The organism is Anaeromyxobacter paludicola (assembly GCF_023169965.1).
In the GTDB taxonomy this organism is placed as follows: domain Bacteria; phylum Myxococcota; class Myxococcia; order Myxococcales; family Anaeromyxobacteraceae; genus Anaeromyxobacter_B; species Anaeromyxobacter_B paludicola.
Map to the genome: position 1 here is coordinate 4,374,908 of NZ_AP025592.1, position 26,442 is coordinate 4,401,349.

The following is a 26,442-nucleotide window of genomic DNA, read 5'->3' on the forward strand; positions in this document are numbered from 1 at the left end:
CGCCCGCGCGCGGCACACCCATGACCGACCCCGCCCCGACCCGGCGCGCCGCGCCGTCCCCGCCGCCTCCGCGCGAGCTCTCCCTCGCCGGCCTCGCGGCCGCGACCTACTTCATCGTCTCCGGCGGGCCGTACGGGCTCGAGGAGGTGGTGAGGGGGCACGGCTACGCGCGGACCCTGCTGCTGCTCGCGGTGCTGCCGCTCGTCTGGAGCCTCCCGGTGGCGCTCCTCGTCGGCGAGCTGGGGGCGGCGCTGCCGCGCACCGGCGGCTTCTACGTCTGGGTGCGGCGCGGGCTCGGGCCGTTCTGGGGGCTGCAGGAGGCGTGGCTCTCGCTCGCCGCCGGCGCCGTGGACAATGCCATCTATCCGACGCTCCTGGTCGGCTACCTGGGGGCGCTCTTCCCCGGGCTCGGGCTCGTCCCCGAGCGCGGGCTCGGCCTCGGGCTCTCGCTCGGGGTGGTGGTCCTCTGCGCCGGCTGGAACCTGGCGGGCATCCGCGCGGTGGGGCTCGGCGCCGCCGCGGCGGCGGCGCTGATGCTCTCGCCCTTCCTGGCGCTCGCCGTCCTCGCCGCGCTGGCGGTGCTCCGGGGCGGCGCCGCGCCGGTCGCGGCGGCCCTGGCCGCGCCCCCGCCGGCGGCCGGCCCCGCCTTCTCCGCCGGCCTGCTGCAGGCGATGTGGAACTACATGGGCTGGGACAACGCCTCCACCTTCGCCGGGGAGGTCCGCGCGCCGCAGCGGACCTACCCGCGCGCCATGTGGCTCTCGCTCGCGGCGGTGGCGGCCGCCTACCTCGCCGCGGTGCTCGCCGGCGCCGCCTCGGGCCTCCCCGCCGCGGCCTGGCGCGACGGCGCCTGGGTGGAGGTGGCGCGCGCGCTCGGCGGCGGCGGGCTCGCGGTGGCCGTCGCCGCGGGCGGGGCGGTGAGCGCGGTCACCATGTTCGCGGCCCTGCTCCTCTCCTGGTCGCGCCTCGCCGAGGCGGTGGCCGCCGACGGCTGGCTCCCGGCGCCGCTCGCCCGGCGCAGCCCGCGCACGCACGTCCCCACCCGCGCCCTCTCGCTCGGCGCCGCGCTCTCGGCCCTCTGCCTCGGGCTCGGGCTCGAGCGGCTCATCGCCCTCGACGTGCTGCTCTACGGCGCCTCCCTCCTGCTCGAGCTGGCGGCGCTCGTGGCGCTGCGCCTGCGCGAGCCGGCGCTGCCCCGGCCCTTCCGCGTGCCGGGCGGCCTCCCCGGCGTGCTCGCGCTGGCGGCGCTGCCGGTCGGGCTCCTCGCCTACGCGGCGTCGGGGCTGTCCGCGGAGACGCGCGTGCTGGGGCTCGGGCCGTTCGCGCTCGCGGCGGCGCTGGCGGCGGTGGGACCGGTCTGGTACCTCGCCGGGCGGCGCCGGTCGAGGAGGTCGCGCGTGGCGGACGAGGGCGGGGCGGACGAGGGCGGGGCGACGGGGTGAGCGGCGCGCGCCGGCCGCGCGCCCCGGTGCGCCTCGCGCTCCCGGTCACGCCTCGAGCGGCGGCTCGCGGCCAGGGGGCGGTCCGGCCCGGAGCGCCGGCAGCGGCCGCTCCCGGAGCAGGAGCCCGAAGAGCACGCCGCCGGCGAGCCCGCCGAGGTGGGCGGCGTTGTCGATGAACCCCGACATGAGCCCGAGCCCGACGTTGAGGGCCACCACCCAGCCCACGTCCTGCAGGATGAGCCGCCGCGCCTGCGGCGTGAGCCGCCGCCGGGCCCGCACGGCGAAGCCGAGCAGCGCGCCGAAGAGCGCGAAGATGCCGGCCGACGCGCCCACCGAGGGCTGCGGCACGAAGGCCACGCTGGCCGCCATCCCGACCGCGCCGCCGGCGAGGAAGACGAGCAGGAACTTCGGCCGGCCGTAGAGCAGCTCGATCGAAGGGCCCACCGAGGCGAGCGCCATGGAGTTGAAGGCCAGGTGGGCGAGCCCGCCGTGCAGGAAGCTCGCGGTCACGAGCCGCCAGACCTCGCCCTCCCGGATCGCCTCGTTCACCTTGGCGAAGCGCTGCACCAGCAGCGCGTCGGGGTCGAGCGCGGAGAGGAGGAACACGGCCACGAAGCTGCCGATGAGCGCCCAGGTCGCCGGCGCCTGCCGGACGCGCTCCCGGAAGCTCGGGGCCGGGGACCGGTCGGCGGGGGAGGGTGGGCGCACGCGCCCCGGATCATACGCGCCGCCCGCCCGCGCGGCACCTTCGGCGAGGGGGACGGGCTACCCGGAGGTGAAGCGCACCGGCATCACCACCCAGAGCCGCACCGGCCGGCCCTGGGCGTCGGCGCCCGGCACGAAGCGGCACGCGAGCACCGCGCGGCGGATCGCCTGCTCCACCCGCGGATCCCCGCCCGGCGTCAGCAGCTCCACCAGCCCCACCGAGCCGTCCCGCGCGACGGCGAAGCGGACCGAGATGAGGCCGGAGACGAAGCCGGCGAGCTCGGGCGGGAGCCGGACCAGCTCCCGGACGCAGCCGGGCCGCGCCTCGGCGGGGCGCCGGAAGCCGCCGGTCGCGTACTGCGGGGCCTCCTCGATCTCCTCGGCCGCCCCCCGCGGCAGGGCGGACGCGCCCGGCAGCACGCCCCCGACCACGCCGCCGATGACGCCGCCCACCACCCCGCCGACCACGCCGCCCTCGACGCCGCCTTCCTCGCCCTCGGCCTCGCCGCCCCCCGCCTCGGCGCCGTCCGCGGCGCCGGGCGCCGTCGCGGTGACGAGGACGGGCGCGATCTCCCTCGGCTGGAAGATGGCGGTGGGCGCGGGCGGCTTGCGGGGCACGGGCTTCGAGGCGACCTGCGCGCGCGGCGCGCCACCGCCCGCGCGCTTCGGTGGCGGGGGAGGCGGAGGCGGCGGCGGGCGCGGCGGGGCGGCGCGCACCAGCCGCACCTCCACGAGCGGCGCCCGCGCGACGTCGGCGGCGAGCCAGGCGGAGGCGGCGACGAGCGCCACACCCAGGAGCGCCTGGAAGGCGGCGGCTCCGATCACGTACGGGATGCGGTGGACCTCGAGCTGCCAGACGCCGGGCCGGACGACGTGCGCGAACATGGGCGCCACCTCGGGAGGTGGCGCCGGGGCGTCCACCCCGAGGTGCGATGGTACCCCCGGCCCTGGTCACAGGGCCGGCGCGAACTCGGGGCGCGCCCTCGGGACTGGGCCCTGCGGGGCGCCCCGAGGGCTACTTCTTGGCCGGGCCGGCCGGCGGCGGGAACGGCGCGACGGGCCGGGCCGCCGGGCCGCCGCCCTGATCGAGCCGCTGCAGCGCCTGGCTCGCCTGCGTGCCGATGGGGCTCGCCGGGTCGATCTCGAGGATCTTCTTCCAGGCCAGGCGCGCCTTCTCGGGCTGCTTCAGGTCGTCGGCCAGGACCACGCCGAGGTTGAAGAGGCTCTGCATGTGGCGCGGGTCCACCTTGCTCGCCTTCTCGAAGTTGGCGGCCGCCTTGTCGAAGGAGCCGAGCTCCCGGTACATCACGCCCTGGTCGGTGAGCACGTTGGCGTCGTTCGGCTCGAGCTCGAGCGCCTTCTGGTAGGCGTCCACGGCCTTCTGGCGCTGGTGCGTGTCGAAGTAGTCGTTGCCGAGCGCCACCCAGGCCCCGCGGTTCTTCGGGTCCTGCTCCACGATCCGCTTCGTCGCCTCGATCTGCTGATCCAGCCCGGCGACGGGGGCCCCGGGCATGCCGCCGCCCTGCGGCGCCGTCACGGGCGCGATGGGCGCCGGGGACGAGTCGTTCATCTTCGAGACCACCAGGTAGCCGATCAAGAGCGCCACGACGACGCCGACGACGAACCCGAGCACGGTGTTGCGATCCAAGCGGCACCTCCTCTGGCGGGGACCCTCCCGCGGGCGGGCGGATTCTCGCACGAGTCGGCCCGGGCGCCACCTCGAAGATGAGCGGCCGGACGTCCGGCGCGGGCCGGTCCACTGGGGTCGGTCAACCCTCTCAGCGCTTGTGCGGCCGGATCCCCTTGCACGGGTCGTCGCGCTCGGCGCCCGGCGTGAAGACCACGTAGTCGAAGGGCACGGCGCGGGCGCCGTAGTCGGCCGCGTAGGCCTCCGGCGTACAGCCGTCGCGGGTCACCTCGGTCATCGCCACCGCGAGCACCTTCTCCCGCGCGGCGGCCGGCAGGTACCAGGGGACGCCGCGGTCAGTCCGGGCGTGGCCGGAGCCGGCGATGAGGATGACCGGCCCCTTGCCCGCCGCCGCGGCCAGCGTCGCGGCGAGCTGGGCGTCGCGCGCGCGCTGGCCCACCACCATCGGCTCGAGCAGCTCCTCCGGCAGCTTGCCGCAGTGCGACTCGGCCATCTCCTCGCGCATCTCGCGGAGCGCCTCCGGCGCCATCGGCGCCTCGACCGCGGCGCGCAGCTCCAGCGGGAGCGCGGTCGCCCCCTCCATCACCACGCCCTGGACCTCCTTGCGGGCGAGGTTCGCGGCCAGGATCGGCAGCCGCTCGTCGAGCGCCGCCGCGAAGATGGGGCGGTAGAGCGCGAACGGCGGCCAGCCGCTCTTGTCCCAGCGGACCGCGTCGCCCACGGCCTGCGGGTCGGAAGGTTGCTTGGCGAGGGCGGCGTCGAGGGCCGGCTGCACGCCGCGATCGAGCATCTCGAAGGCGAGGGCCGGCCGCCGCCCGCCCGACGCCGCCGCGCGGACCAGCCGCGCCTGGAGCAGGTGATGGTCGGGGTTGTCATGGGTCTCGCCGAGCAGGAGCACCCCGGCGCCGCGCGCCGCCGCCTCGAGCGCCGCCTCGTCCACGAAGCGGGCCTGCTTCACGTCCCAGATCCGGCCCACCAGCGGGTGCTCGCGAAGGCGCGCCGACTGCCAGGCGAGCCCGAGCGCGGGCGCCCCGGCGATGGGCGGGCACTGGCGGGAGGCGCAGCCGGTCAGCGCTGCGAAGAGGAGCGCGGCGAGGGCGGTCTTCATGCGCGGGGAACATAGCGGCCGTGCGGGCGGCCGCCACCCGTCGCCCCTACTGCGGCCGCTTCGGCCAGGGCGAGGCCTCGCCCCGCTCGTCCACCCGGACCCGCTCGTGGCCCGGCCCGCGCCAGACGCTCCCGGCGATGACCCGGCGCGGCAGCCAGGGCCAGCGGGCCCGCGAGGCGTCGGTGGTGAAGACGGCCGGCGAGGGCGGGATCTCGGGCGTCCCGGTGAGCGCCGGGGTGGGCGGGGCGGGAGGCCCGCCGCGCTGGCCGCGGTGGCGGCGCCGGCCGCGGCGCCCGCCGTTGCGGGTGCCGGAGGAGGGGCTGATGAAGTGCAGGTCGTCCAACGTGGTTCTCCTTGAGGGCTACTCCGCGCCCGCGGCGAGCGCCGGCGCGGTGAACTGGGGGTGTGCGCGGATCGCGTCCAGCGCGCCGGCGGGTGCGTCCGCCGGGAGGGGGGAGGAGGAGCGGGCGAGCCGCTCCAGCCACCGGGCGTCGAGCGGGCGCGCCAGCAGGGCGGGCTCGGTCGCGGCGGCGGTGGTCTGGGCCTTGGGCCCCGAGGCGTCGCCCACGCCGACGAAGAAGCCGGCGAGGAGCAGCGCGCTCCGGACGGCGGTGGCGGTGCTGTAGGTATAGAGCGCGGCGCCGGCGGCGCAACGGTCGCGGAGCGCGGCGAAGGCGGCGGCGGTCCAGAGCTCCGGGTTCTGCTTCGGCGAGAACGGGTCCCAGAACACCACCTCGGCGCGCGAGGCCTCCCGGGAGAGCGCCTCGAGCGCGTCGCCCCGCACGAGCCGCCAGGTGGCGGCCGGCTCCTCGTGGCGCCCCTCGGCGAGGAGCGCGCGGGCCGCGGCGAGGTCCTCCGCCGCGAGGCCGAGCCGGGCCGCCCCCTCGTCCGAGGCCGCGAGCGCCAGCGCGCCGAGGTCGCGCTCGAAGCTCACCACCTCGAGCCGGCGCGCGCCCAGGGGAGCCGCCCGCGCCGCGCGCACGGCGGCGAGGGCGTTCGAGCCGGCCCCGAGCCCCACGTCGAAGAGCACCAGCGGCGGGCCGGCCTGGGCGAGCCGCTCGGCGAGCCGCGACTGCCGGACGTAGAGCTGCTCCGACTCGGCGTCGGGCCCGATGACCGGGTGCATCACCTCGCCGACCACCCGGTCGCGCACCGCCGCCGCGCCGTCGCGGGTCTGCACCAGCTCGAAGCGGGGCGCCACCGGCGCCGCCTGCGAGCCGGGCTGCCGCCGCTCCGGATCGTGCTCGTGCCGGTCGATGGCGGCGAGGGTGTCCTTCATGAAGCGCGCGTACCGCCCCTCGGAGATGGCGGCGCGGATGGCGCGCATGAGCTCGAGGTAGTGGTGCAGGTTGTGGATGGCGAGCAGCCGCGGCCCGAGCGGCTCCTTGCACTTCATGAGGTGGTGCAGGTAGCCGCGGGTGTGGAGCCGGCAGGTGGGGCAGCCGCACGCCGCGTCGAGGGGGGCCTGCGAGAGCCGGTGCTCGCTGCGCGTCACCCGCACCCGGCCCGTGGAGGTGAAGGCGGTGCCCTGCCAGGCCAGGGTGGTGGGGATGATGCAGTCGAACATGTCCACGCCGCAGGCGACCGCCTCCAGGATGTCGGGCGGCGTGCCCACGCCCATGAGGTAGCGCGGCCGGTCCTCGGGGAGGAGCTCCGCCGCCCGGGCGATCACCTCTCCACGCTGGGCGCGCGTGTCGCCCACGGCGAGCCCCCCGATGGCGAAGCCGTCGAAGGGGTGCTGGGTGAGGAAGGCGGCCGACTCGGCCCGGAGGGACTGCGACAGCCCGCCCTGCACGATGGCGAACAGCGCCTGCTCCGGGTTGGTGCGCGCGGCGAGGCTGCGCAGCGCCCACCGGTGGGTGCGGTCCATCGCCTCGCGGATGGCGGCGTCGTCCGCGGTGGAGGGCAGGCAGATGTCGAGCACCATCATCACGTCGGAGCCGAGCGCGGTCTGCATCGCGATCGACAGCTCGGGCGAGAGGTGGTGGTAGCTGCAGTCCACGTAGCTCTTGAACCGCGCCCCCTCCTCCGTGATGGTCCGATCCTTCGCGAGCGAGAAGATCTGGAAGCCTCCCGAGTCGGTGAGGATGGGGCGGTCCCAGGCCATGAAGCGGTGGAGGCCGCCGAAGTGGCGCATCGCCTCGGGGCCGGGCCTGAGGAGCAGGTGGTAGGTGTTGCCGAGGACGATCTCGGCGTCGAGCGCGCGCAGGTCGGCCGGGGTGAGGCCGGTGACGGTGGCGCGCGTGCCGACCGGCATGAACGCCGGCGTCTCGACGCGTCCGTGGGGGGTGGTGAAGGCGCCGCGGCGGGCGCGGGTGCCCGGGTCGCGGGGGCCGGGGTGGTAGCGGAAGGGCATCTGGGTCAGGGCAGCGCGCGGAAGGGGGCGGGGCGGGGAGCCCGGACGAGAACTCGCCGGGGGCGTGCCGAACGTGCTTTGCTCGGGGCCGTGAAGACCACTCTCTTGCGCAAGGTGCTCGGGTTCCTGGTGGGCCTGCTCGTGCTCGCCGCCGCCGGCGTCGCCCTCTACACCTGGGGCGCGCTCAAGTTCACCTACTCCACCGGCGACCGGGTCGGATACGTGCAGAAGTTCTCGAAGAAGGGCTGGCTCTGCAAGACCTGGGAGGGCGAGCTGGCCATGGTCACCCTGCCAGGCGCCATCCCGGAGAAGTTCTACTTCAGCGTCCGAGATCAGGGGACCGCGGACGAGATCAACCGTCTACTCGGCCGCCGAGTCTACCTCAAATACGTCCAGCACCGGGGAGTCCCGACCACCTGCTTCGGCGAGACCGAGTACTTCGTGGACGCCGTGAAGCTGGTGGAGTAGCGCGCCGCCTCGCGCGCGGCGCCGCCGGCCGCCGCCGTGGCGAAAACCCGAGCACCGGCCGGGGCTTCTCGAAAGGGTCGGCCCCCGGAACAGGCGCCCCCTCGCGTGCTAGCCTGCCGCGCAGGGAAGGGGGCTCCCGATGATGCTGCGCCGGAGGGTGGCGGCGGCGCTCGCGAGCGCGCTGCTGGCGGGCTGTCCGAACCGGGACCAGTACAAGGGGCCGAAGGGCGACCCCGGTGCTCAGGGGCCGCAGGGCGTGACGGGCCCTCAAGGACCGGCGGGAGCCGCGGGACCCGCGGGGCCGGTGGGGCCGGCGGGAGCGACCGGTGCGCAGGGGCCGCCGGGGGCGACCGGGCCCGCCGGCCCGGTGGGCGCGCCGGGGCTCGGCATCACCTGGCGCGGACCCTGGTCGGCCTCGACCCGCTACGCCGTGAACGACGCCGTCCAGTACCTGGGCTCCTCCTACGTCGCCTCGTCCCCGTCCACCGGCTCCGCCCCGCCGGCGGCCGGGTGGGCGCTCTTCGCGGCCCAGGGCGCGACCGGCGCGGCGGGGCCACAGGGCGTCCCCGGGCCGCAGGGGCTCGCCGGGCCGGCCGGCGCGACCGGCCCCGCCGGCCCTCAGGGCGCGCAGGGCCTCCCGGGGCCGCAGGGGCTCGCCGGGCCTGCCGGCGCGACCGGTCCGGCCGGCCCCCAGGGTGCGCAGGGGCTCCAGGGATTGCAGGGGGTCCAGGGGCCCGCGGGCCCCCAGGGCCCGGCCGGCGCGCCCGGCTCGCCGCTCGCGGTGGTGCGCGACGCCGCGGCCGCGCTGGTCGGACCGCTCGTCGCCGTCGCCGGAGCGCAGGTCTACACCGTGGAGACGGTCGGCGGCAGCCGCGTCGTGCTGGCGCGGGACCTCGCGAGCGGGGCCGCGGTGACGACCACGCCCGTCTACTTCACCGGGGCGGGCTGCACCGGGACGCCGTACGGCACCGGCCACGCGCTCGCGCTCGGAGGGCGGGTCTACAGCCTCGCCTCGACGCCCACCGCGCTCTCGTTCGGCTCGACGCTCGCGGGCGGCGCCTGCGGGCAGGGCGCCACCGCGACCGCGTTCCCGGGCACCGACGTCGGCCCGGAGCCGGCGGTGGCCGGGCCGCTCTCGATCGTGGCCCAGTGACGGGTGGTGGTCGCCACGAAGCCGGCCTCGAGGGTGGCGCAGAAGGCGAGGACGGCGACGCCGCGCAGGGCGGCGAGGCGGGACGGCAGCGGGAACCGGGGGGGCGTGGTCATGTCGGCGTTCCTCCTGTCCGATGGACCGGAGCGCCGGGCGGATCCGACGGCGGGACGCGCGTCCCGGAAGGGCTACTCGAGGAACCCCTGCTCCTTCGCGAGCCGGGCGAGCCGCTCCTTGAGCCGCTCGAACCGCTTCGACACCGTGTCGGCGCTCGCGGGGGCGCCGTCGGCGGCGAGGACCTGGGCGATCTCGCCCCAGGGGAGCTGCTGCTCGAGGCGCAGCGTGAGCAGCGACTGCTCCTCCGGCGAGAGCGCGGCCCGCAGCCTGGCGAGCGCGTCCCGCTGCCGCTCCACCCGCACCACCGTGCGCGTCCGGACCTCCTCGGCGAGCGCCGAGGCCTCGCCGGGGTGGAAGGGCCGCCCCCGCTTCCGCCAGGCCTCGTCGCGCAGGTGGAGCGCCGCGTTCCAGGCGATCCGGAAGGCCCAGGTGCGCAGCCCGGCCTCGCCGCGGAACCCCGGCAGCCCCCGCCAGAGGTTCTCGGCGAACCGGGAGAAGGCGTCGCGCGCGTCGTCCTCGACGTGGAGCACGGTGCGCAGGTAGCGCAGGACGTCGGGCCCGAGCCCGCGGATCGCCTCGGTGGCCGCCCCCCGCTCGTCGCCCGCGGCGAGGAGCGCCCGCACCCGCGCCTCGAGCGCCTGGAGCGGCTCGCCTCCGGTCGCGGTCACCGTCGTGCCTCCGCCGGTCCGAGCCGCCGGCGCAGCGCCTTCGCCTCCGCCAGGTAGGGCTGGTCGGGGTCGGCCCTCGCCCAGAGCCGGAGCAGGTGATCGAGGGCCTGGCGCGCCCGCTCGCGCTCGCCGAGCCGGTCGCGGGCCAGCGCCTCGAGGTAGAAGCTCCGCGGGTACATCCAGCTCCGGGCCGCGCCGGCGGGCATGCGGCGGAACCGCTCGAGGGCGTCGGCCGCCTCGCGATCGCGCCCGGCCTCGAGCGCCGCCTCGGCCAGGAACCAGGTGGCCGGGGCGCGGACGTCGGGGTTGGGCCGGCCGGAGAGCGCGCGGAAGGAGGCGAGCGCGGCCGCCCGATCGCCGCCGCGCCAGGCCAGGGCGGCGTCCACGAGCTGGCGCCCCTCGCCCGCCGGCAGGTCGGACTCGGCCCGCGCCGCCTCGTCGCGCGCGCCGGTCAGGGCGAGCACCACCGGGAGCCCGCTCCAGCGCGGCCTGGGACCGGCCAGGAGCCGCAGGGCCTCGGCGCGCGCCGGGGCGAGGTCGCGGTCTCCGAGCAGGAAGACCAGCCGGAGGCTCTGGAGCTCGGCGCCGTGCGCCGGCCCCGCGGGGAGCGAGGCCAGGAGCCGCCGCGCCTCGCGCCGCCGGCCCTGGTAGGTGAGCTGCGCGACGAGCTGCGCGGTCGCCTTGGCCCGCTCCGGGCCGACGCCGCGCTCCGCCGAGGGGCGGAGGAGCTGCTCGGCCTCGGGGTACCGCTCGGCCAGGGCGAGCGCGCTCGCCAGGGCGGCGCGGGAGAAGTGGCTCCCGTCGAGCGCCAGCGCCCGGCGGGCGTCCGCCACGGCGTCCTCGATCCGGCCCGCCGCCTGCGCCCCCTGCGCCCGCGCCCGCCACGCCGCCGCGCTCCCCGGCGACCGCTCCACCCAGGCGCGGCTCCGCGAGACGAGCTCGTCGGTCCGGCCGAGCCAGGCGAGGCTCTCCATCACGTGCAGGAGCGCAGGCTCCCAGGTCGGGTCGAGCGCCAGGGCGCGCTCGAAGAGCGGCAGCGCCTCCTCGGTGCGCCCCTCGTGGAAGTACAGGTCGGCCGCCATGTAGAGCGCGTCCTTGTCCTGCGGGTACGCGGCGACCGCCTGGGCGTAGAGCGCGTGGGCCTCGTCGTTCTGGTCGTCGAGGTGCGCCTTCCAGGCGCGCATGAGCAGCCGCTCCTTCTCGGGCGCGCGTTCGGGGTGGCGCAGCGCTTCCTCCACCTCGGCCTTGCGGCCCGCCGCGTCGAGGCCGGTGAACTCGCCCAGGTAGGCGATCTTGTAGTGGGCGAGGGCGAAGGTCGGGTCGGCGGCGATGGCGCGCCGGAAGGCGGCGATCGCCTCGTCGTAGCGGGTCGCCTCCATCGCCTGCTCGCCGTGGAAGTACTCCGACCAGGCCTCGAAGCTCCCGGTGGTGGCGGACGCGACCTGCACCTGCGAGGCCTTCACCTCGGCCGGGGTCTCCCGCAAGAGCGTGCGGGTCCGCTCCGAGAGCCGGTCGATCATCCCCGGCACGCTCGCCTTGCCGCGCCCCTCCTCCTTGAGCGTGAAGAGGTAGTCGCTGGTGGCGGGGTCGAGGGCCTTGAGCTCGATGGCGTAGAGCTGGTCGAAGCGGTGGATGGTGGCGAGCACCAGCGCGCGGGCGCCGGCGCTCCGCGCCACCTCCCGCCCGAGCGGCTCGTCCACCGCCTCCACCCCCTCCTTCCCGAGCTGGCGCAGGATGTCGAGCATCCTCACGCGCGTGAGCACCGAGAGCCGGCGCGACTGCTCGAGCGAGGTGATGAGCATGCCGGAGAGGCCGGACAGCTCCGGCTCGCCCGTCTGGTTCGCGAAGTCGGCCACCGCCACGGTGACGCGCTCCGCCGGCGCGGCCGCCTCGTCCGGCGCGCCCCCGGAGGGCAGGCGGCGGACCAGGATCGCCCCGAGCGCCGCGAGCGCGAGCAGGAGCGTCACCGCGGCCGCGGGCCAGCGCGGCAGGCGCGAGCGCGTCCGCACCGGCGCGCCGGGCCCGCTCGGGGTCCGCTCGAGCTCGCCCCGGAAGGCCGCCAGCGCCGCCGCCACCTCGCCGGCGTCGCGCGGCCGCGCCACCGGATCCTTGGCGACCATGCGGCCCACGAGCCCGCCCAGCGCCGGAGCCGCGGACACCTCCAGCGCCGGCGCCGGCCGTGGCCCGGCGAGCGCCTTGCCGTGGTCGTCGTCGGGGAAGGGGAGGCGCTCCGCGAGCAGCCGGTAGAGGATCACCCCGAGCGCGAAGACGTCGGTGCGCTCGTCCTCCGGCGCGCCGCGCCGCTGCTCCGGCGCCATGTAGGCCGGCGTGCCGCCCTCGACGCGGCGGCGGCCGAAGGCGTGGGCGAGGCCGAAGTCGAGCACCTTCACCTGGCCGTCGGCGCAGAGGAAGACGTTGGCCGGCGAGAGGTCGCGGTGGACGACGCCATGGCGGTGGGCGTGGGCGAGCCCCTCGGCGGCGGCGTGCGCGATCCGGAGCGCCTCCCCGAGCGGCACCGGCCCCTGCGCGAGCCGCGCGGCGAGCGTCTGGCCGCGCAGCAGCTCGAGCACGAGGTACGGCCCGGCGTCGCACCGGCCCACGTCGTACAGGGTGACGATGTTCGGGTGGGAGAGGCGGGCCGCCGCCTCCGCCTCGGCGAGGAGCCGCTCGTCGGGGACGTCGCTCGCCGCGCGGACCGCCTTGAAGGCGACGCCGCGCCCGAGCTCGGTGTCGCGCGCCTCCCAGACCTGGCCGAAGCCGCCGCGGCCGAGCTCCGAGACGAGCTCGAAGCGGCCGATCACCGCGCCCGGCCGGAGCACCTCGTCCCATGCCGAGCCGCGCGCCTCCTCGGGGAGGCGCGCGAGCTCGTGCAGCAGGGAGGAGAGCCCTTCGGGCAAGCGGAGGCTCCGGGCAGGGGACCCCGCTAGCCTAACCGGGGCGCGGGCGCCCCGGAAGGCCAACTCTGGGGACTACAGCAGGCCCGGCTTGCCCTGCTTCCAGCGGGCGAGCTCGGTCGTGAGCAGGGCCACGTGCTCCTGCTCCTCCGCCGCGAGCTCCTTGTAGAGCTGGCGCGCCGCGGAGCCGGCCGGGGCCTTGTCCACGTTCTCGGTGAAGAACTTCACCGCCCGCTGCTCGAAGAGGATCGCGATCTGGAAGAGGCTCTCCGGGTCGCTCGGCCGGTGCTCGAGGCCGGCGAAGATGGCCGCGCTGGCGATGCGGAAGGAGTCCGACGGGGCGGCCGGGGCCTCCACGTGGTACCGCCGCTGCAGGGTCGCCATGTGCTCGGTCTCCATCCCGGCGAAGCGCCCGAACAGCTCGCGCAGGGCCGGGTCGGTGGCCTCCTTGGCGGCCCGCGTGTAGAAGGCCATGCCGCCGAGCTCGATCTCGAAGGCCACGCGCACGGCGTCGAGCGCGGCGCCCGAGACCTCGCGGTCGTCGAGCGGGGCGAGCTTGCCCTCGCCGCAGATCGGGCAGAGCCCGTACGGGAAGGCGAAGCCCTCGCTCACCTTGGCGCACTTCTCACAGCGCCAGGAGAGCTGCGCGCCGGCGCAGCAGACGTACTCCTCGTCGCCCTCGATCGGGCGGTGGCACTTCGGGCAGGTGCGCACGGGCTCCTCCAGGGCGCCAGCGGGGACGGTGGCGCCGGCCGGCGCGGGCCGGACCTGGGCCGGGGGCTCGAACGCGGCCGCCTCCTCGGCGGTCACCGGCCAGCTCCGCTTGCCGTTCCTCAGCCAGGCGGCGATGGAGCGCGCGGCGCGGCGGCCGGCGCCCATGGCGAGGATCACGGTGGCGCCGCCGGTCACGATGTCGCCGCCGGCGAAGACGCCGGGGAGGTTGGTGGCCTGGGTGGACTGGGGCTTGCCGTCGTCGGCGGCGATGTTGCCCCACTTGTTGAGCGCGAGGCCGGGGGTGGACTCGGTGACCACCGGGTTCGCCTTGGTACCGAGGGCGGAGATGACGGTGTCGCACTCGAGCACGTGGAGCTCGCCCGTGCCCATCGGCTTGCGGCGCCCCTTCTCGTCGGGCTCGCCGAGCACCATCCGCTCCACCTTCATGCCGGTGACGTTCCCGTCGGCGTCGGCCAGGATCTCGACCGGGCCGTGGAGGAAGTAGAACTCGATCCCCTCCTCCTTGGCGTGCCGGATCTCCTCGATGCGGGCCGGGGCCTCGGCCTCGGAGCGCCGGTAGACGCAGCGCACCGTCGGCGCGCCGAGCCGCTTGGCCACGCGGAGGCAGTCCATGGCGGTGTTGCCGGCGCCGATCACCACCACGCTGTTGCCGAGCCGGATGGGGGTGTCGAGGTAGGGGAACTTGTCCCCGCCCATGAGGTTCACGCGGGTGAGGAACTCGTTGGCGCTGTAGACCTGCCCGGCGTTCTCGCCGGGGATGCCGAGGAAGGCCGGGGCGCCGGCGCCCACGCCGAGGAAGACGGCGTCGAAGCCCTTCTCCTCGAGGAGCTGCGGCACGGTGAAGGTCTTGCCGATGACCTTGTTGGTCTCGATCTTCACGCCCGCGTCGCGCAGCTGCTTCACCTCGCGCTCGATGATGTCGCGCGGGAGGCGGAAGGACGGGATGCCGTACTGGAGCACGCCGCCCACCACGTGGAGCGCCTCGAACACGGTGACGTCGGCGCCGTAGCGGACGAGGTCGGCGGCCGCGGCGAGGCCGGCGGGGCCGGAGCCGCAGATGGCGACGCGGCCGAGCCGGTCCTGGGGCGCGAAGACGGGCGGCTTCGCCTTGGGCAGCGCGGCGGTGTCGCCGACGAAGCGCTCGAGCCGGCCGATGGCCACCGACTCCATCTTCTTCGCGATGATGCACTGCGACTCGCACTGCGTCTCCTGCGGGCAGACGCGGCCGCAGACCGACGGGAAGGCGTTCGACTCGCGGATGACGGCGGCGGCGCCGTCGAGATCGCGGACGAGGAGGTGCCGGATGAAGCGCGGGATGTCGATCGACACCGGGCAGCCGGCCACGCAGGTCGGCTTCGCGCACTGGATGCAGCGCTCGGCCTCGGTGAGGGCGTCCTGGAGCGAGTAGCCCAGGTTCACCTCCTTGAAGTTCCGGGCGCGCTCCTGCGCGTCGCGCTCGGGCATGTGCACCGCCTTGGGCGCGAGCTCCTTCAGCTTCTTGTAGTTGCGCTTCTCGTCCTCGAAGAGCTGCTTCTCGAGGTTGCAGACGTGCGCGTAGTCCTGGTTGGCGGCCGCCTCCTGCTCCTTGAAGCGGCGCTGGCGGGCCATGAGCTCCTTGAAGTCCACCTTGTGGCCGTCGAAGTCCGGACCCTCGACGCAGGCGAACTTGACCTTGCCGTCCACGGTGACGCGGCAGGAGCCGCACATGCCGGTGCCGTCCACCATGATGGCGTTGAGGCTCACCATGGTCTTCACGCCGAAGGGCCGGGTGGTCTCGACGCAGGCGTTCATCATCGGGAGCGGGCCGATGGCGACCACCAGATCCGGCTTGTCCTTCTCGCAGATCTCCTTGAGCGCCTGGGTGACGAAGCCCGGCTTGCCGTAGCTGCCGTCGTCGGTGCAGACCACGAGGTCGTCGCAGTACGTCTTGAACTTGTCCTCCCAGAACACCAGGTCCTTGTTGCGGAACCCGATGACGCCGGTGGTGCGGCAGCCGGCCTCCTTGAAGGCGCGCAGCTGCGGGTAGACCGGCGCGACGCCGAGGCCGCCGCCGACGAGCACCACGTGGCCGAACTTCCCCACGTGCTGCGGCAGGCCGAGCGGGCCCACGAAGTCCAGGAAGGTGTCGCCCTCCGCGTAGTTCGTCATCATCTCGCGCGTCGTCTTGCCGAGCGCCTGGACCACCATCGTGATGGTCCCCTTCTCGCGGTCGAAGTCGGCGACGGTGAGCGGGATGCGCTCCGACCCCTCGTGCAGCCGCAGCATCACGAAGTGGCCCGGCTGGGCGGCGCGGGCGACGTCGGGGGCCTCGACTTCCCAGAGGAAGGTGGTGTCGGAGAACGCTTGGCGGCGGACGATCCTGGTCATTGGGCGCGGGTCCTCGCTGGCGGATTCCCGGGGGGTCTTTCCCGCTCGGGGTGAACCTTCCTACGCGAAGGACCTCGCTGTGGTCAAATGGGCGAAAACTGGACGGATTGGGTCAGGTTCTCGACCCGGTCTGAACCCTCGATTTCACTGAGAGAGGGGAAGCTCACCAGCGGTCGTCGTCCCCCTTTGGGGCGAGCGGCCAGGGAGCGGCCGGGCGGCCGTCGATGGTGGTCCCGCCCTGGAAGAAGGACGCGTTGTTGGCCACGAAATCGTGGGGGAAGTCGAGCTTCGGGACGGTGAGCGCCTCGAGCCGCCCGGCCTGGGCGGGGGTGAGGGTCACGTCGGCGGCGCCGAGGTTGTCCTCGAGCTGGGCGACGGTGCGGGCGCCGAGGATGGTGGAGCTGACGCCGGGGCGGCCCATGACCCAGGCGAGGGCGACCCGCGACACGGTGGTGCCGAGCTCCCGGGCGAGCTCGCCGAGGAGGTCGATCACGGCGTAGGCCCGCTCGTCGAGCGCGCGCGTGGCCCACTCGCCGCGGCCGGCCTGGTGCCGGCCGTGCTCCTCGCGCCGGTACTTGCCGGTGAGCACGCCGCTCTTGAGCGGGGACCAGGGGGTGATCCCCATCCCGTGCTCGCGCGCCATCGGGACGAGCTCGCCCTCGATGGTGCGCTCGAGGAGCGAGTACTCCACCTGGATGGCGGTGACGGGCGCCTGCCCCAGGAAGCGGGCCAGCACCTGCGCCTCGGCGCACTTCCAGGCGGGCGTGTCGGAGAAGCCGACGTAGCGGACCTTGCCCTCGCGCACCAGGTCGTCGAGCGCGCGCAGCGTCTCGTCGATGGGCGTGGAGGCGTCCCAGCTGTGCATCCAGTAGAGATCGACGTACCCGGTCTGCAGCCGCCGCAGCGACTGCTCGCAGGCGGAGACGATCGCCTTGCGGCTGGCGCCGCCGCCGTTCGGGTCGCCGGAATACAGGTTCGAGAAGAACTTGGTGGCGATCACCACCCGGTCGCGCTTCGCCGGGTGCCGGCCCAGGTGGTCGCCGATGATCTTCTCGGAGTGCCCCTTGGTGTAGATGTTGGCGGTGTCGATGAAGTTGCCGCCGCGCGCGAGGAAGCGGTCGATCATCGCCTCGGAGTCGGCGACGCTCGCGCCCCACCCCCAGTCCTCGCCGAAGGTCATGGCGCCGAGGCAGAGGGGCGAGACGCGCAGGCCGGAGCGGCCCAGGCTGACGTAGTGGTCGAGGGGCATGCGCCAGGGTTAAGGGGCGCGCCCGGGGGCGGCCCTTCCCTGGCGGGGCCGGCTAGCCCTTCATCCAGGCCTTGAGCGCGGGGACGATCTTCCTCGCCCAGCCCCGGCCGGCGCGCTCCGAGAGGAAGGCCTGCGCGAGCGCGTCCACCAGCGAGGAGAGCCGCTCGACGAGGTAGAGCCGCTCGAGGAGCCGGTCGTCCTCCTCCTCCGAGAGGAGCTCCGGCAGCTTGGCGGAGCGGACGTCGAGGAACTCGGCGTCGAGCGTGGCCTCGTAGGTCTTCTCGCCGTGGTCGAGCCGCACCCGGCACTGGTGCACGAGGAGCCCCTCGTCGAGGGCGTGGCGCACCTGGGCCGAGTAGGGGGCCTGGGCGCCGCGGGCGGTCACCTCGGTCACGTCGCCCTTCACGCCCTTCAGCACCAGCCGCGCCGTGAAGAGCACGGTGACGCCGGCGCCGTCCACCTCCACCACGGGCTCGCCCGCCTCGGAGCGCCAGAGCAGCCAGGTGAGGAACTCGCGGCCGAGCCAGGCCCGGTTGCGCAGGAGCTGCTCGCGCGCCTTGCCGCGCTCCACCTCGGCGAGATCCCGCTCCTCGCGATCGGTGGCCTGCCCGTCCACGCCCACGTCGCCGCGCAGGAACGCGGCCTCCTCGCGCGCCGCCTCACGCCTCGACATCGGCCACCTCCTCCGCGCCCGGCAGGTCCGCGCCGAAGAGCGCCCCGGTGGGCGCGAGCGCCTTGCCCTCCAGGCCGGCCTCGGCGGCGTGGCCGGCGAGGTTCCGGGGCTGCAGCTTCGCGCCGAAGGCGGCCTCGACCGCCTCGGCCACCTCCTCCACCAGGCTGCGCGAGGCGGCCCAGAGCTGCAGCGCGCCGGTCTTCCAGTCGAGGCTCACGTCGTGCACCTTGCTCGAGGGCGGCGTGCGCTGGCGGAGCACGCTGCGGATGGCGTCCTTGGCGTGGGCCTTCTCGCCGCGGGTCGCCTTGCGCCCGTGCTCCTGCTCGAAGCTCGCGAGCCAGCGGCCGAGCTCGGCCTTGAGCTGGGCGGCCGGGATCCGGATCTGGTCCACGCGGTAGCCGAAGAGCGCGTAGTCGCCCTCGAGCCCCTGGCCGAGCGGGAAGTCGGTGGCGTCGTGGTCCTCGAGGGCGACGAACCCGGCGGAGCGGTCCTCGGCGCCGGCGGCCGGGTCGAGGGGCTTGAAGGCGCCCTGCTTCAGGGCGCGCTGCAGCCAGCGGCGGGTGTCCTGGGCGGCCGCCTTGGGGAGCTCGGCCTGGAAGCGGGCGAAGGTGACGGTTCCTGCGAGGAGGGGCATGGGGGCGGGCAAGATGGGGGAGAGGGGGGCTCGGCGTCAAGCCGCCGACGGGACGGAAGACGCGCGCGGGCTTCGTTTGACAGAGGGGTCTGACACGAGGGCTCCCGCGCACCGCTCACTCCGGCCAGAAGAGCTCCCCGCTGCACTCCCTGCACCGCTCACTCCGGCCAGAAGAGCTCGCCGCTGTACTCCCTCCCCGCCGGGCGTGGAGGGCGGGGGAGGGGCGGCCAGCGGTGCAGGGTGCCAGGCCTCCTTGCTTGCCGATGCTCGACCGGCGCCGCGGGGCCGCCGGGAGCCCACCGCTGCGGTGCTCGCTCCGGCGGCTCCACCCGGTCGCCGATGGGCGAGCGGCGCCGTGGGCGCAGAGCGCTCGACCCCGCTGCGGTGCCGTCCTGGTGCTGGCGCTCGGCTCCGGTCTCGGCGTTGCACGAGGGAGCGGCGCTTCCATCGTGTCACGCGGTCCGACGCCGGCGGGCGGCCCGCCTGCGCTGCGCGCCTCGGGAGGGCTCCCGGCGGCTGTGGTGCGGCGCTGATCGCTGTACGGGCGAATTCGCTTCGGGCAGGCGCGGCGGTGCACTCCCTCCCCGCCGGGGCGGGAGGGCGGGGAGGGGCGGCCAGCGGTGCAGGGTGCCAAGCCTCCTTGCTTGCCGATGCTCGACCGGCGCCGCGGCGCCGCGGGGCCGCCGGGAGCCCACCGCTGCGGTGCTCGCTCCGGCGGCTCCACCCGGTCGCCGATGGGCGAGCGGCGCCGTGGGCGCAGGGCGCTCGACCCCGCTGCGGTGCCGTCCTGGTGCTGGCGCTCGGCTCCGGTCTCGGCGTTGCACGAGGGAGCGGCGCTTCCATCGTGTCACGCGGTCCGACGCCGGCGGGCGGCCCGCCTGCGCTGCGCGCCTCGGGAGGGCTCCCGGCGGCTGTGGTGCGGCGCTGATCGCTGTACGGGCGAATTCGCTTCGGGCAGGCGCGGCGGTGCACTCCCTCCCCGCCGGGCGGGGAGGGCGGGGGAGGGGCGGTCAGCGGTGCAGGGCGCTAGCGTTCCTGACTTACGTGACCGGCGCCGCGGCGGCTGTGGTGCGGCGCTCTCCGATGCGGGGGCGGGCAGGGAGCCCCGGGCCAAGCGCCTCGCGACGTGCTCACCGCGCGCGGCCCTCGGCCGTCATCGCCCCACCCCGATTGCACCCCGGGGCTCCGGGTTGCTCCCCGGCCGGGTGAATCTGCTATCGCCAGCGGAGGTGAAAGCGCGAAGTCGCCGCCCTGGGCGGCGCGAGCGTGGCGGAGGCCCCGCCCTTCGGGCCAGCCCATCGGGTCCAACGATTGTCGTTGACGGCATCTCGGCCCGAGTCGGCCGCCGCTCCGGTGGTCGTGTCCGAGGTCGCGTTCTACCGCGCTGCTCGCGGCGACCTGCGCGGCGAGCGACGGGCGCGTGGAGGCGAAGGCCCCTCCTCCGGAAATCGCGCCTCCGTGGCCGATAGGCGCCTTCCCGGAGGTCACGAAAACCCGTGAGAACATCGGTTCCCACAAGGGGGATGGACCATGAACGATGGAATTGCGCGGTCTTCGGCAGACGCTCTCGGCGCTTTCGACCTGGCGCGCCGCCTGCGAGAGCTCGCCGGAGACGAGCGGAACGTCCAGGCCGACTTCCTGCTCCACCTCGACGCCTTCGACCGGCACCGGGCCTACCTCGACGCCGGCCATGCGTCGCTCTGGGAGTTCTGCCTGAAGGCGCTCCACCTTCGCGAGGGCGCGGCGGGGCGGCGCATCGGGGCCATGCGCGTGCTGCGTCGCTTCCCCGCGCTCGAAGAAGCGCTCAGGGACGGCAGGCTCTGCCTCTCCACGCTCGGGCTGCTCGGACCGGTGCTCACCGAAGGCAACCGGGAGGAGATGCTGGCCCGCGCCGCCTTCCAGACCCGGGCCGAGGTGGAGCGGCTGATCGCCTCCATCCAGCCGAGGCCGGCTCCGAAGGACGGGATCCGCCGGGTGCCCGGACCGCTGCAGCGGGTGGCGGGAGCGGAGGAGGCCATTGGCGCGCCGGGTCAGGCGCCCGAGGTGGCGGCCGGCGCGGCCACCGCGCTACCCGCGGAGGAGCCGCCGCCGGGCGATGCCCCGCGTGACCTTCGTCCTTCTGACGAGTCGCGCGCCGGCTCCGAGCCGCTGGCCCTGAGCACGCCAGCGCCTTCGACGCTCTCCCACGACCGGCCTGCCTCGCGCCCGGAGCTCCGGCCCGTGTCGGAGGAGAGCTACTCCCTTCGCCTCACGCTCGACGCGGCGTTCAAGGGCGAGCTCGACCAGCTCAGGCAGCTCCTCAGCCACAAGCTCCCGAACGGTGATCTGGCCGCGGTGCTCCGGGAGGCGGTGCGCTGCGCCATCGAGAAGCACGGGAAGCGGCGCGGCGCGGTGGCGCCGAAGAAGGTGAGGGCGCAGGCGAAGGGAACGGGCAAGAAGGAAGGGAGCGCGGAGGGCATCGAGGAGCGAGGCACGACGGCGAAGGATCGCGCCGCTCCAGCCGCGCCGAGAGCCCACGCGCTCGCGGCCGGCCCGGAAACTGGGGGAACGGCTCGCGACCGGCAGCGCCGGGCGAGGCGCGCCATCCCCGCCGCGCTTCGCCGGGAGGTCTGGGCGCGCGACGGCGGCCAGTGCGCCTGGCGCGGCGAGGACGGCCGCCGCTGCGAGAGCCGGTGGCAGCTCGAGCTCGATCACGTGATCCCGGTCGCGCTCGGCGGGGCGACGACCGCCGACAACCTCCGGCTCGCCTGCCGCGCCCACAACATCCTCAGCGCCGAGCGGGCCTTCGGGCGGGAGCACATGGCGCGCTTCCGGCGGGCGGAGTCCCGGCAGGGTGAGTTTGCTATCGCCAGCGGAGGTGGAACGGAGTGAGGTGCGTCGGTGCGAGCGGTCTCGACAGAGCGCTGCGAGCGATGGTGGCGCTCCACGCCCGAGCCCGTCACCGCTGGTGCCGCAGGATGGTGCGGTAGGCGCCGACGGCCCAGACCAGGCCGGACGGGCTGCCGGAGACAGCGGCGAGCCGGCCGCCCCCGTACACCGAAGGCGGGCCGAAGGGCGTCTCCTGCTTCGTCCAGGCGCTCCCGTCCCAGTGCAGCACCGCGCCGCCGAAGTTCACGGAGCCGACGGCCGCGCCACCGCCGCGACCGCCGACCGCCCAGACGTCGTTCGGCCCGCTCCCCGATATCGCGTACAGGTCGTCCTGGGCGCCGGCCACCCGCGTCCAGGCCGTCCCGTCGAAGTGGAGGATCCGGCCGCCGTCGCCCACCGCCCAGACGTCGCGCGCGGAGCTGCCCCAGACGCCGTTCAGGTATCCGGCGGTCGCGCGGTCGGTCACCGTGGTCCAGGTCTTGCCGTTCCAGTGGGCCATGGCCGGGAAGTCGGGGTTGTACGTGACGCCGCCGCTCGCGGTCGCCCAGGCGTCGTCGGGCGCGCTGGCCCAGACGCCGGTGAAGGTCAGGTTGGGAGCCGGAGCGATCGACCAGTTGGCGCCGTCCCAGTGCCAGACCTCGCCGTTCCCGACGGCCCACACGTCGCTCGCCGAGGTGCCGAAGACGGCGGTGAGGATCCGCCGAGGGTCGGCGCCGGGCGGCGCGGGAACCGCCGACCAGGCGCTTCCGTCCCAGTGCACGGCTCCCGCGCCCACCGCCCACACGTCGTCCCCGGCGCTCCCCCAGACCGCGCGGAACCCCGTCCCTGGGTGCGAGGCGGTGATCCAGCTCGCGCCGTCCCAGTGGAAGATCGATCCCAGCTCGTCCACCGCCCAGGCGTCGGCGTCATCGTGCACCCAGACGCCGGTGAGCTCGCGCGCGAAGATCCGGTCCGGGGTCTTCGACCAGGCGACGCCGTCCCAGTGCAGCATCTCCCCATCATTGCCGACGGCCCAGACGTCGTCGGCGGCGCTCCCCCACAGGGCGAGAGGATTGCTCTCTGGGAGAGAGGCGCTCGACCAGGTGGCACCGTCCCAGTGGAGTGCCCCGATGCCCCCGACAATCCAGGCGTCCGTCGCCGAGCTGCCCCAGACCGCCGCCTCCTGGGTCCACCACCCCGCCGGCGTGGGCACGGCCGACCAGGCCTGGCCATCCCAGTGAAGGACCACGCCGTTCCAGCCCACGGCCCAGACGTCGCGCGCCGAGCTGCCCCAGACGCTCGTGAGCCTGGGACCGCCGCCGAGGTTCCACGCCGCGGCGAACGCGGCCAGGGCGGACATCGGCGTCGGCACGGGCGACCAGGAGCGGCCGTCCCAGTGCATCGGCTCGCCGGTCCCGACCGCCCAGACGTCGTCGGCCGCGCTCCCCCAGACCGCCTGGAGCGAGGTGCCGACCGGGGGCGGGCTGGCGCTCCACGCGTAGCCGTCCCAGTGGAGCACGGTCCAGCCGCCCATCGCCCAGACGTCGTCGGCGGCGCTGCCCCAGATCGAGGTGAGCGAGAGCTGGCCCACGTCGGTCAACCCGCTCGGCACGGCGGTCCAGCCGCGCCCGTCCCAGTGCTGGATGGACCACCCGACGGCCCAGACGTCGTCCGCCGAGCTGCCCCAGACCGCCGCGAAGCGGTTCTCGAGCGCGGCCGCGCCTCCGGGGGACGCCGGAGCGTACGCGGACCAGGCCGCGCCATCCCAGTGCAGCAGGACGTCCCACCCGACCGCCCAGACGTCGCGCGTCGAGCTGCCCCAGATTCCGCTCAGGACGTTCCCTTGCGGCTGCGGTGTCTCGACGCACCAGCCGCCCCGACAGACGGGCCGGAACCGCCGCTCGACTGGCGCGGCGCGCTGGGCGAAGTCCTGCCCGCTCGCGTCGGCGGCGCCCAGGTCCAGCAGGCGGTCCGGAGGCGTGAAGGTGTTGCCCTCGAGGAAGGGCGTGAGGAGGTACTCGCCGGGATGGAGGTCGGTGAAGGCGTAGCGCCCTCCGTCCGCCGTGGTGACCGTCTGCCCGAAGGGAAAGCCCGGGGCGGGAGAGAGCCGCACGGTGATCCCGTCCGGAGCGGCTCCCGAGATGGTGCCAGAGATGACGAGGCTGGAGCTCGCGGCGCTGGCGGCGAAGTCCACGCGGGTCACGTCGTGGCCGCTCACGGTGACGCGCGACCGGGGCGGGCTGAAGGCGAGCCCCGGGCCCTCGGGGAAGAGGACGTACTCGCCATCGGGCACCGCGCCGAACCGGTAACCCCCGCGGGCGTCCGGGTGAACGTCGATGGCGCTGGAGCCGAGCAGCTGCACGTTCACTCCGGTGAGCGAGATCGCGACGCCGCCGCTCGCGCCCGACACGGTGCCGGAGATGGCGTGGAGCGCGCCCGTGGCTGGGGGCGGAGGCGAGCCGGCGCCACCGTCCACCCCTGCGTCCGGGGCAGCGCCACCCGCTCCGCCGTCCCCGCCGGCGTTGGTGCCGCGCACGCCTCCATCTCCGCCGCCCCCGCTCGAGCAGGCGAGGCTGGCGAGCAGGACGGTGACGGCGAGCGCTCCCCCGCTCCTGGCGCTGGTCCCGGACATGTCGGCCGGCGCAAACGTACGGCGCGTCGAGCGCGCCGACAGCGACCCGAGCGGACGACGGCGGGCCGGCCGCCTCGCGGCGCCTACCGCTTCCCGTGCGGCGGCCGCCCGGGCTTGTCGTCCTCGCCCGGCGGCTTCGGCTGCGGGGGCGAGAGCGGGGGGCGCGTCACGTAGGTCACGAGGGGGCCGGGGGGCTCGCGGCGCGGGGGGCGCGGAGGGTGACCGCCGCGGCGGTCATCGCGGGGGCCGCCTCGCGCGTCGCGGCGGACGTGGGGAGGCGGGGCGCTCCGCGCGGCTCCGCCCCGGCTCTCCGCGGCCGGCGGGGAGGGGGACTGCGCGGGGCGGCCCTGCTGGCCCCGGTGCGGACCAGGGTGAGCCGGTCTGCCGCCGGCGTGAGGCTGCGGGGTGCTCCTGGCGGCCCCTCCACGGCCCTCCCCGCGCGGCGGGGAGGGGGGCAGCGCGGGACGGCTCGGGGCGCCGGACTGCGGCGGAGTGGGCTGCGCGGGACGGTTGGGGGCGCCGGCCTGCGGCGGCTGCGCGGGGCGGCTCGGGGCGCCGCGCGGGCCGGAGTGCGCCGGTCTGCCGCCGCCGTGGTGCTGCGGGGTGCTCCTGGCGGCCCCTCCCCGGCCCTCCCCGCGCGGCGGGGAGGGGGGCTGCGCGGGGCGGTTCGGGGCGCCGGTCTGCGGCGGGGTGGGCTGCGCGGGACGGTTCGGGGCGCCGCGCTGTGGGCCGGACTGCGCCGCCCTGCCTCCGCCCTGCGGCGCGCCGGACTGCGCCGGCTTGCCCCCGGCGTGCGGCTGCGGCCCGCCGTGGCGGCCGCCGTGCGGCTTGCGGTCCCGCTCGTGCGAGCGGCCGCCGTGGCGCTCGTGGCGCCCGTGGCGGGCGGGCTCGGGGGGGAGCCGGCCGGTGGGGACGAAGTCGGGGGTGAGCTCGCGGCGGACGTAGGCGCGCCAGATCTCGCGCGCGTCGCCGGCGGCGGCGGCGACGGCCGGGTCGAGCGGGGCGAAGAAGCGGCGGATGGTCTCGAGGTCGCGCTCGAAGAACCGCTCGGCCTGGCTGTTGTGCGCCGCCCCGACCACCTGCGGGAAGTCGATGACGGTCGGGCCGTTCCAGGCGAGGAGCACGTTGTAGGGCGAGAGGTCGCCGTGGATGAGGTCGCAGCAGAGCATCCGCACCACCTGCTGGCGCAGGTCGGCGTACCACTCGGCGGCGCGCTCGGGCGGCACGGCGGTCTCGACGAGCCGGGGCGCGGCGTGCCCCTCGGCGTCCACCACCGCCTCCATGAGCAGCACGCCCTCGTAGAACATCACCGGCCGGGGCACCCGGACGCCGGCGGCGTGGAGCTGGTGGAGGGCGTCGGACTCCTTCGCCTTCCAGGCCTCCTCGGCCGCCTGCTGGCCGAAGCGGCTGCCCCGGTCCATGGCGCGCTGGGTGCGCGAGTCGCGGACCTGGCGCCCTTCCTTGTAGGCGGCGTTGTTGCGGAAGTTGCGCGCGTGCAGGTCCTTGTAGACCTTCGCGGCGACCACCTCGCTCCCGTGCTGCACGAGCCAGATGTCGGCCTCCTTGCCGCTCTTCAGGCGCGCGACGACCTGGTCGATGACGCCGTCGGCCAGGAGCTGCTGGAGGGGGTCGTTCATGGGGAGCCCGCGGGGGGCGCTGCGAAGGAGTAGAGGACCGCTCGGGCCGGGTCAAGTCCGCCGCGCGCCTCCTTTGCGGAGCGCTCCCCGTCCGGCCGGTGGCGGGGCGGCGCGGTGGCCAGGAACCTTCACTCGATGCGGAGCTCTCGCGTGGACCCGCGCGCCCTGGTCGCGCTGTTCGTCGCCTTCAACGCGGTGGACGCCGTGACCACGGCCTGGCTGGTGGGCGTGCGCGGGGCGGGCGAGGCGAACCCGGTCATGGGCGCGGTCCTGTCGCTCGGGACGGCGCCGTTCGTCTTCGTGAAGCTCGGCCTCGCCTTCGTCCTCGCGGCCTTCACGGCGCGCTACGCGGTCCGGGTCCTGCGCGCCCTCTGCGTCGCCTTCGCCGGCATCGCCGCCTGGCAGGTGACGCTCTGCTTCACGATGTAGCGGCCCCCTCCATCTCGAGGACGCGGGTGCGCCGGACGGCGGTCGCCTCGATCGCCACGGAGGTGGGCACGTCGTACTCGGCGAGCACGGCCGCGCCCGACGCGGGCGAGTAGTTCCGGCCCGGGTCGCCGGCCAGCACGCGCAGCCCGGACGCCGCGAGCGCGCCGAACCAGGCGAAACTCCGCTCCGCCAGCGCGCGCTCGTAGAAGACGTCGCCGGCGAGCACGACGTCGAAGCCCGCCAGCGGCCGGCCGAGGAGGTCGTCGGTGCGGACCTCGAGCGCGAGCCGGTTCAGCCCGGCGTTGAGCGGGAGGACGGCGGCGCAGAACGGGTCGATGTCGGCGGCGACCACCCGCGCCGCGCCGGCACGCGCGGCGGCGAGGCCGACGAGCCCGCTGCCGGAGGCGAAGTCGAGCACGCGGCGGCCGCGCACCAGGGCGGGATGATCGAGGACGTGGCGCGCGAGGGCCTGGCCTCCGGCCCAGGGGAACGCCCAGAACGGCGAGTCGTCCCAGCCCCGCAGCTCGGCGGCGGTGGCGTGCCACAGCGACGTCATCTCGGTCGCCGTGTAGAGCGTCAGCTCGGGGCAGAGGGGCACCGGCGTCGGGGCGGTGCGCTCCCGGACGAAGGCCTGGAGCTCGGCGGGGGAGCGGGGGCTGGGCACGGCCCATCAGGCCCGCGGC

General features: G+C 75.8%; 20 protein-coding genes. 5 read left to right on the forward strand and 15 right to left on the reverse strand.

The features are described 5' to 3' along the window. The first annotated feature begins 20 nt into the window (after window positions 1–20). On the forward strand, window positions 21–1,442 hold the full coding sequence (locus AMPC_RS19470) for an APC family permease (protein ID WP_248343194.1): 1,422 nt from the start codon (window positions 21–23) through the stop codon (window positions 1,440–1,442). Between the two features lie 45 nt (window positions 1,443–1,487). Here AMPC_RS19470 and AMPC_RS19475 read toward each other — a convergent pair whose 3' ends face one another. From AMPC_RS19475 to tgt, 6 genes are all read right to left on the reverse strand, one after another. Further along, on the reverse strand, window positions 1,488–2,150 hold the full coding sequence (locus AMPC_RS19475) for a rhomboid family intramembrane serine protease (RefSeq protein ID WP_248343195.1): 663 nt from the start codon (window positions 2,148–2,150) through the stop codon (window positions 1,488–1,490). Between the two features lie 57 nt (window positions 2,151–2,207). Next, entirely contained in the window at window positions 2,208–3,032 is an 825-nt protein-coding gene (locus AMPC_RS19480) for an energy transducer TonB (RefSeq protein WP_248343196.1), read from the reverse strand. Window positions 3,033–3,162: 130 nt separating this feature from the next. After that, complete coding sequence (locus AMPC_RS19485; RefSeq protein WP_248343198.1) at window positions 3,163–3,795, reverse strand: tetratricopeptide repeat protein; 633 nt, start codon at window positions 3,793–3,795, stop codon at window positions 3,163–3,165. A gap of 130 nt (window positions 3,796–3,925) precedes the next feature. Continuing rightward, window positions 3,926–4,903 (reverse strand): ChaN family lipoprotein, encoded by a 978-nt coding sequence (locus AMPC_RS19490; protein WP_248343200.1) that lies wholly within the window; start codon window positions 4,901–4,903, stop codon window positions 3,926–3,928. A gap of 46 nt (window positions 4,904–4,949) precedes the next feature. Continuing rightward, on the reverse strand, window positions 4,950–5,246 hold the full coding sequence (locus AMPC_RS19495) for a hypothetical protein (protein ID WP_248343202.1): 297 nt from the start codon (window positions 5,244–5,246) through the stop codon (window positions 4,950–4,952). Between the two features lie 18 nt (window positions 5,247–5,264). After that, a complete protein-coding gene (tgt, locus tag AMPC_RS19500; RefSeq protein ID WP_248343204.1) occupies window positions 5,265–7,259 on the reverse strand; it encodes a tRNA guanosine(34) transglycosylase Tgt in 1,995 nt (664 codons plus the stop codon). 90 nt (window positions 7,260–7,349) lie between these two features. Here tgt and AMPC_RS19505 point away from each other — a divergent pair, with 90 nt between their 5' ends. Both AMPC_RS19505 and AMPC_RS19510 read left to right on the forward strand, forming a co-directional pair. Beyond that, on the forward strand, window positions 7,350–7,727 hold the full coding sequence (locus AMPC_RS19505; protein WP_248343205.1) for a hypothetical protein: 378 nt from the start codon (window positions 7,350–7,352) through the stop codon (window positions 7,725–7,727). A 139-nt stretch (window positions 7,728–7,866) separates the two neighbouring features. Beyond that, window positions 7,867–8,880: a collagen-like protein gene (locus tag AMPC_RS19510; protein WP_248343207.1), complete on the forward strand. Its 1,014-nt coding sequence runs from the start codon at window positions 7,867–7,869 to the stop codon at window positions 8,878–8,880. Between the two features lie 185 nt (window positions 8,881–9,065). On the opposite strand, the gene AMPC_RS19515 is transcribed toward AMPC_RS19510, so the two are convergent. The 6 genes from AMPC_RS19515 to rdgC all read right to left on the reverse strand — a co-directional run bounded on the left by AMPC_RS19515 (window position 9,066) and on the right by rdgC (window position 18,214). Further along, window positions 9,066–9,662: an RNA polymerase sigma factor gene (locus AMPC_RS19515; protein ID WP_248343208.1), complete on the reverse strand. Its 597-nt coding sequence runs from the start codon at window positions 9,660–9,662 to the stop codon at window positions 9,066–9,068. Further along, window positions 9,659–12,559, reverse strand: coding sequence for a tetratricopeptide repeat-containing serine/threonine-protein kinase (locus AMPC_RS19520; protein ID WP_248343210.1), 2,901 nt, complete (start codon window positions 12,557–12,559; stop codon window positions 9,659–9,661). Before AMPC_RS19520 ends, AMPC_RS19515 begins: the two co-directional genes overlap by 4 nt. A 72-nt stretch (window positions 12,560–12,631) precedes the next feature. Then, window positions 12,632–15,658 (reverse strand): NADPH-dependent glutamate synthase, encoded by a 3,027-nt coding sequence (gene gltA / locus AMPC_RS19525; RefSeq protein ID WP_248343212.1) that lies wholly within the window; start codon window positions 15,656–15,658, stop codon window positions 12,632–12,634. 163 nt (window positions 15,659–15,821) lie between these two features. After that, on the reverse strand, window positions 15,822–16,907 hold the full coding sequence (locus AMPC_RS19530) for an aldo/keto reductase (protein ID WP_248343213.1): 1,086 nt from the start codon (window positions 16,905–16,907) through the stop codon (window positions 15,822–15,824). Window positions 16,908–16,959: 52 nt separating this feature from the next. Then, window positions 16,960–17,580: a hypothetical protein gene (locus AMPC_RS19535; RefSeq protein WP_248343215.1), complete on the reverse strand. Its 621-nt coding sequence runs from the start codon at window positions 17,578–17,580 to the stop codon at window positions 16,960–16,962. Next, entirely contained in the window at window positions 17,567–18,214 is a 648-nt protein-coding gene (gene rdgC / locus AMPC_RS19540; protein WP_248343220.1) for a recombination-associated protein RdgC, read from the reverse strand. Before rdgC ends, AMPC_RS19535 begins: the two co-directional genes overlap by 14 nt. 1,542 nt (window positions 18,215–19,756) lie before the next feature. Between rdgC and AMPC_RS19545 the strand changes: the two genes are divergently transcribed. Then, window positions 19,757–21,085 (forward strand): HNH endonuclease, encoded by a 1,329-nt coding sequence (locus AMPC_RS19545; protein WP_449658163.1) that lies wholly within the window; start codon window positions 19,757–19,759, stop codon window positions 21,083–21,085. Window positions 21,086–21,152: 67 nt separating this feature from the next. On the opposite strand, the gene AMPC_RS19550 is transcribed toward AMPC_RS19545, so the two are convergent. Both AMPC_RS19550 and AMPC_RS19555 read right to left on the reverse strand, forming a co-directional pair. After that, a complete protein-coding gene (locus tag AMPC_RS19550) occupies window positions 21,153–23,693 on the reverse strand; it encodes a carboxypeptidase-like regulatory domain-containing protein (RefSeq protein WP_248343222.1) in 2,541 nt (846 codons plus the stop codon). Window positions 23,694–23,776: 83 nt separating this feature from the next. After that, window positions 23,777–25,330, reverse strand: coding sequence for an RIO1 family regulatory kinase/ATPase domain-containing protein (locus AMPC_RS19555; protein WP_248343223.1), 1,554 nt, complete (start codon window positions 25,328–25,330; stop codon window positions 23,777–23,779). A 135-nt stretch (window positions 25,331–25,465) separates the two neighbouring features. Between AMPC_RS19555 and AMPC_RS19560 the strand changes: the two genes are divergently transcribed. After that, a complete protein-coding gene (locus AMPC_RS19560; protein ID WP_248343225.1) occupies window positions 25,466–25,759 on the forward strand; it encodes a DUF5658 family protein in 294 nt (97 codons plus the stop codon). Here the strand turns inward: AMPC_RS19560 and AMPC_RS19565 are convergent. Then, window positions 25,749–26,423, reverse strand: coding sequence for a class I SAM-dependent methyltransferase (locus AMPC_RS19565; RefSeq protein ID WP_248343227.1), 675 nt, complete (start codon window positions 26,421–26,423; stop codon window positions 25,749–25,751). The two genes, AMPC_RS19560 and AMPC_RS19565, sit on opposite strands and share 11 nt — an antisense overlap. Window positions 26,424–26,442: the final 19 nt, after the last annotated feature.

Excerpts from the sequence above, each read along its gene's own strand:
- AMPC_RS19470 (WP_248343194.1), top strand. The coding sequence starts at position 21 with ATGACCGACCCCGCCCCGACCCGGCGCGCCGCGCCGTCCCCGCCGCCT.
- AMPC_RS19480 (WP_248343196.1), bottom strand. The coding sequence starts at position 3,032 with ATGTTCGCGCACGTCGTCCGGCCCGGCGTCTGGCAGCTCGAGGTCCAC.
- AMPC_RS19490 (WP_248343200.1), bottom strand. The coding sequence starts at position 4,903 with ATGAAGACCGCCCTCGCCGCGCTCCTCTTCGCAGCGCTGACCGGCTGC.
- tgt (WP_248343204.1), bottom strand. The coding sequence starts at position 7,259 with ATGCCCTTCCGCTACCACCCCGGCCCCCGCGACCCGGGCACCCGCGCC.
- AMPC_RS19510 (WP_248343207.1), top strand. The coding sequence starts at position 7,867 with ATGATGCTGCGCCGGAGGGTGGCGGCGGCGCTCGCGAGCGCGCTGCTG.
- gltA (WP_248343212.1), bottom strand. The coding sequence starts at position 15,658 with ATGACCAGGATCGTCCGCCGCCAAGCGTTCTCCGACACCACCTTCCTC.
- AMPC_RS19530 (WP_248343213.1), bottom strand. The coding sequence starts at position 16,907 with ATGCCCCTCGACCACTACGTCAGCCTGGGCCGCTCCGGCCTGCGCGTC.
- AMPC_RS19535 (WP_248343215.1), bottom strand. The coding sequence starts at position 17,580 with ATGTCGAGGCGTGAGGCGGCGCGCGAGGAGGCCGCGTTCCTGCGCGGC.
- rdgC (WP_248343220.1), bottom strand. The coding sequence starts at position 18,214 with ATGCCCCTCCTCGCAGGAACCGTCACCTTCGCCCGCTTCCAGGCCGAG.
- AMPC_RS19550 (WP_248343222.1), bottom strand. The coding sequence starts at position 23,693 with ATGTCCGGGACCAGCGCCAGGAGCGGGGGAGCGCTCGCCGTCACCGTC.
- AMPC_RS19555 (WP_248343223.1), bottom strand. The coding sequence starts at position 25,330 with ATGAACGACCCCCTCCAGCAGCTCCTGGCCGACGGCGTCATCGACCAG.
- AMPC_RS19560 (WP_248343225.1), top strand. The coding sequence starts at position 25,466 with ATGCGGAGCTCTCGCGTGGACCCGCGCGCCCTGGTCGCGCTGTTCGTC.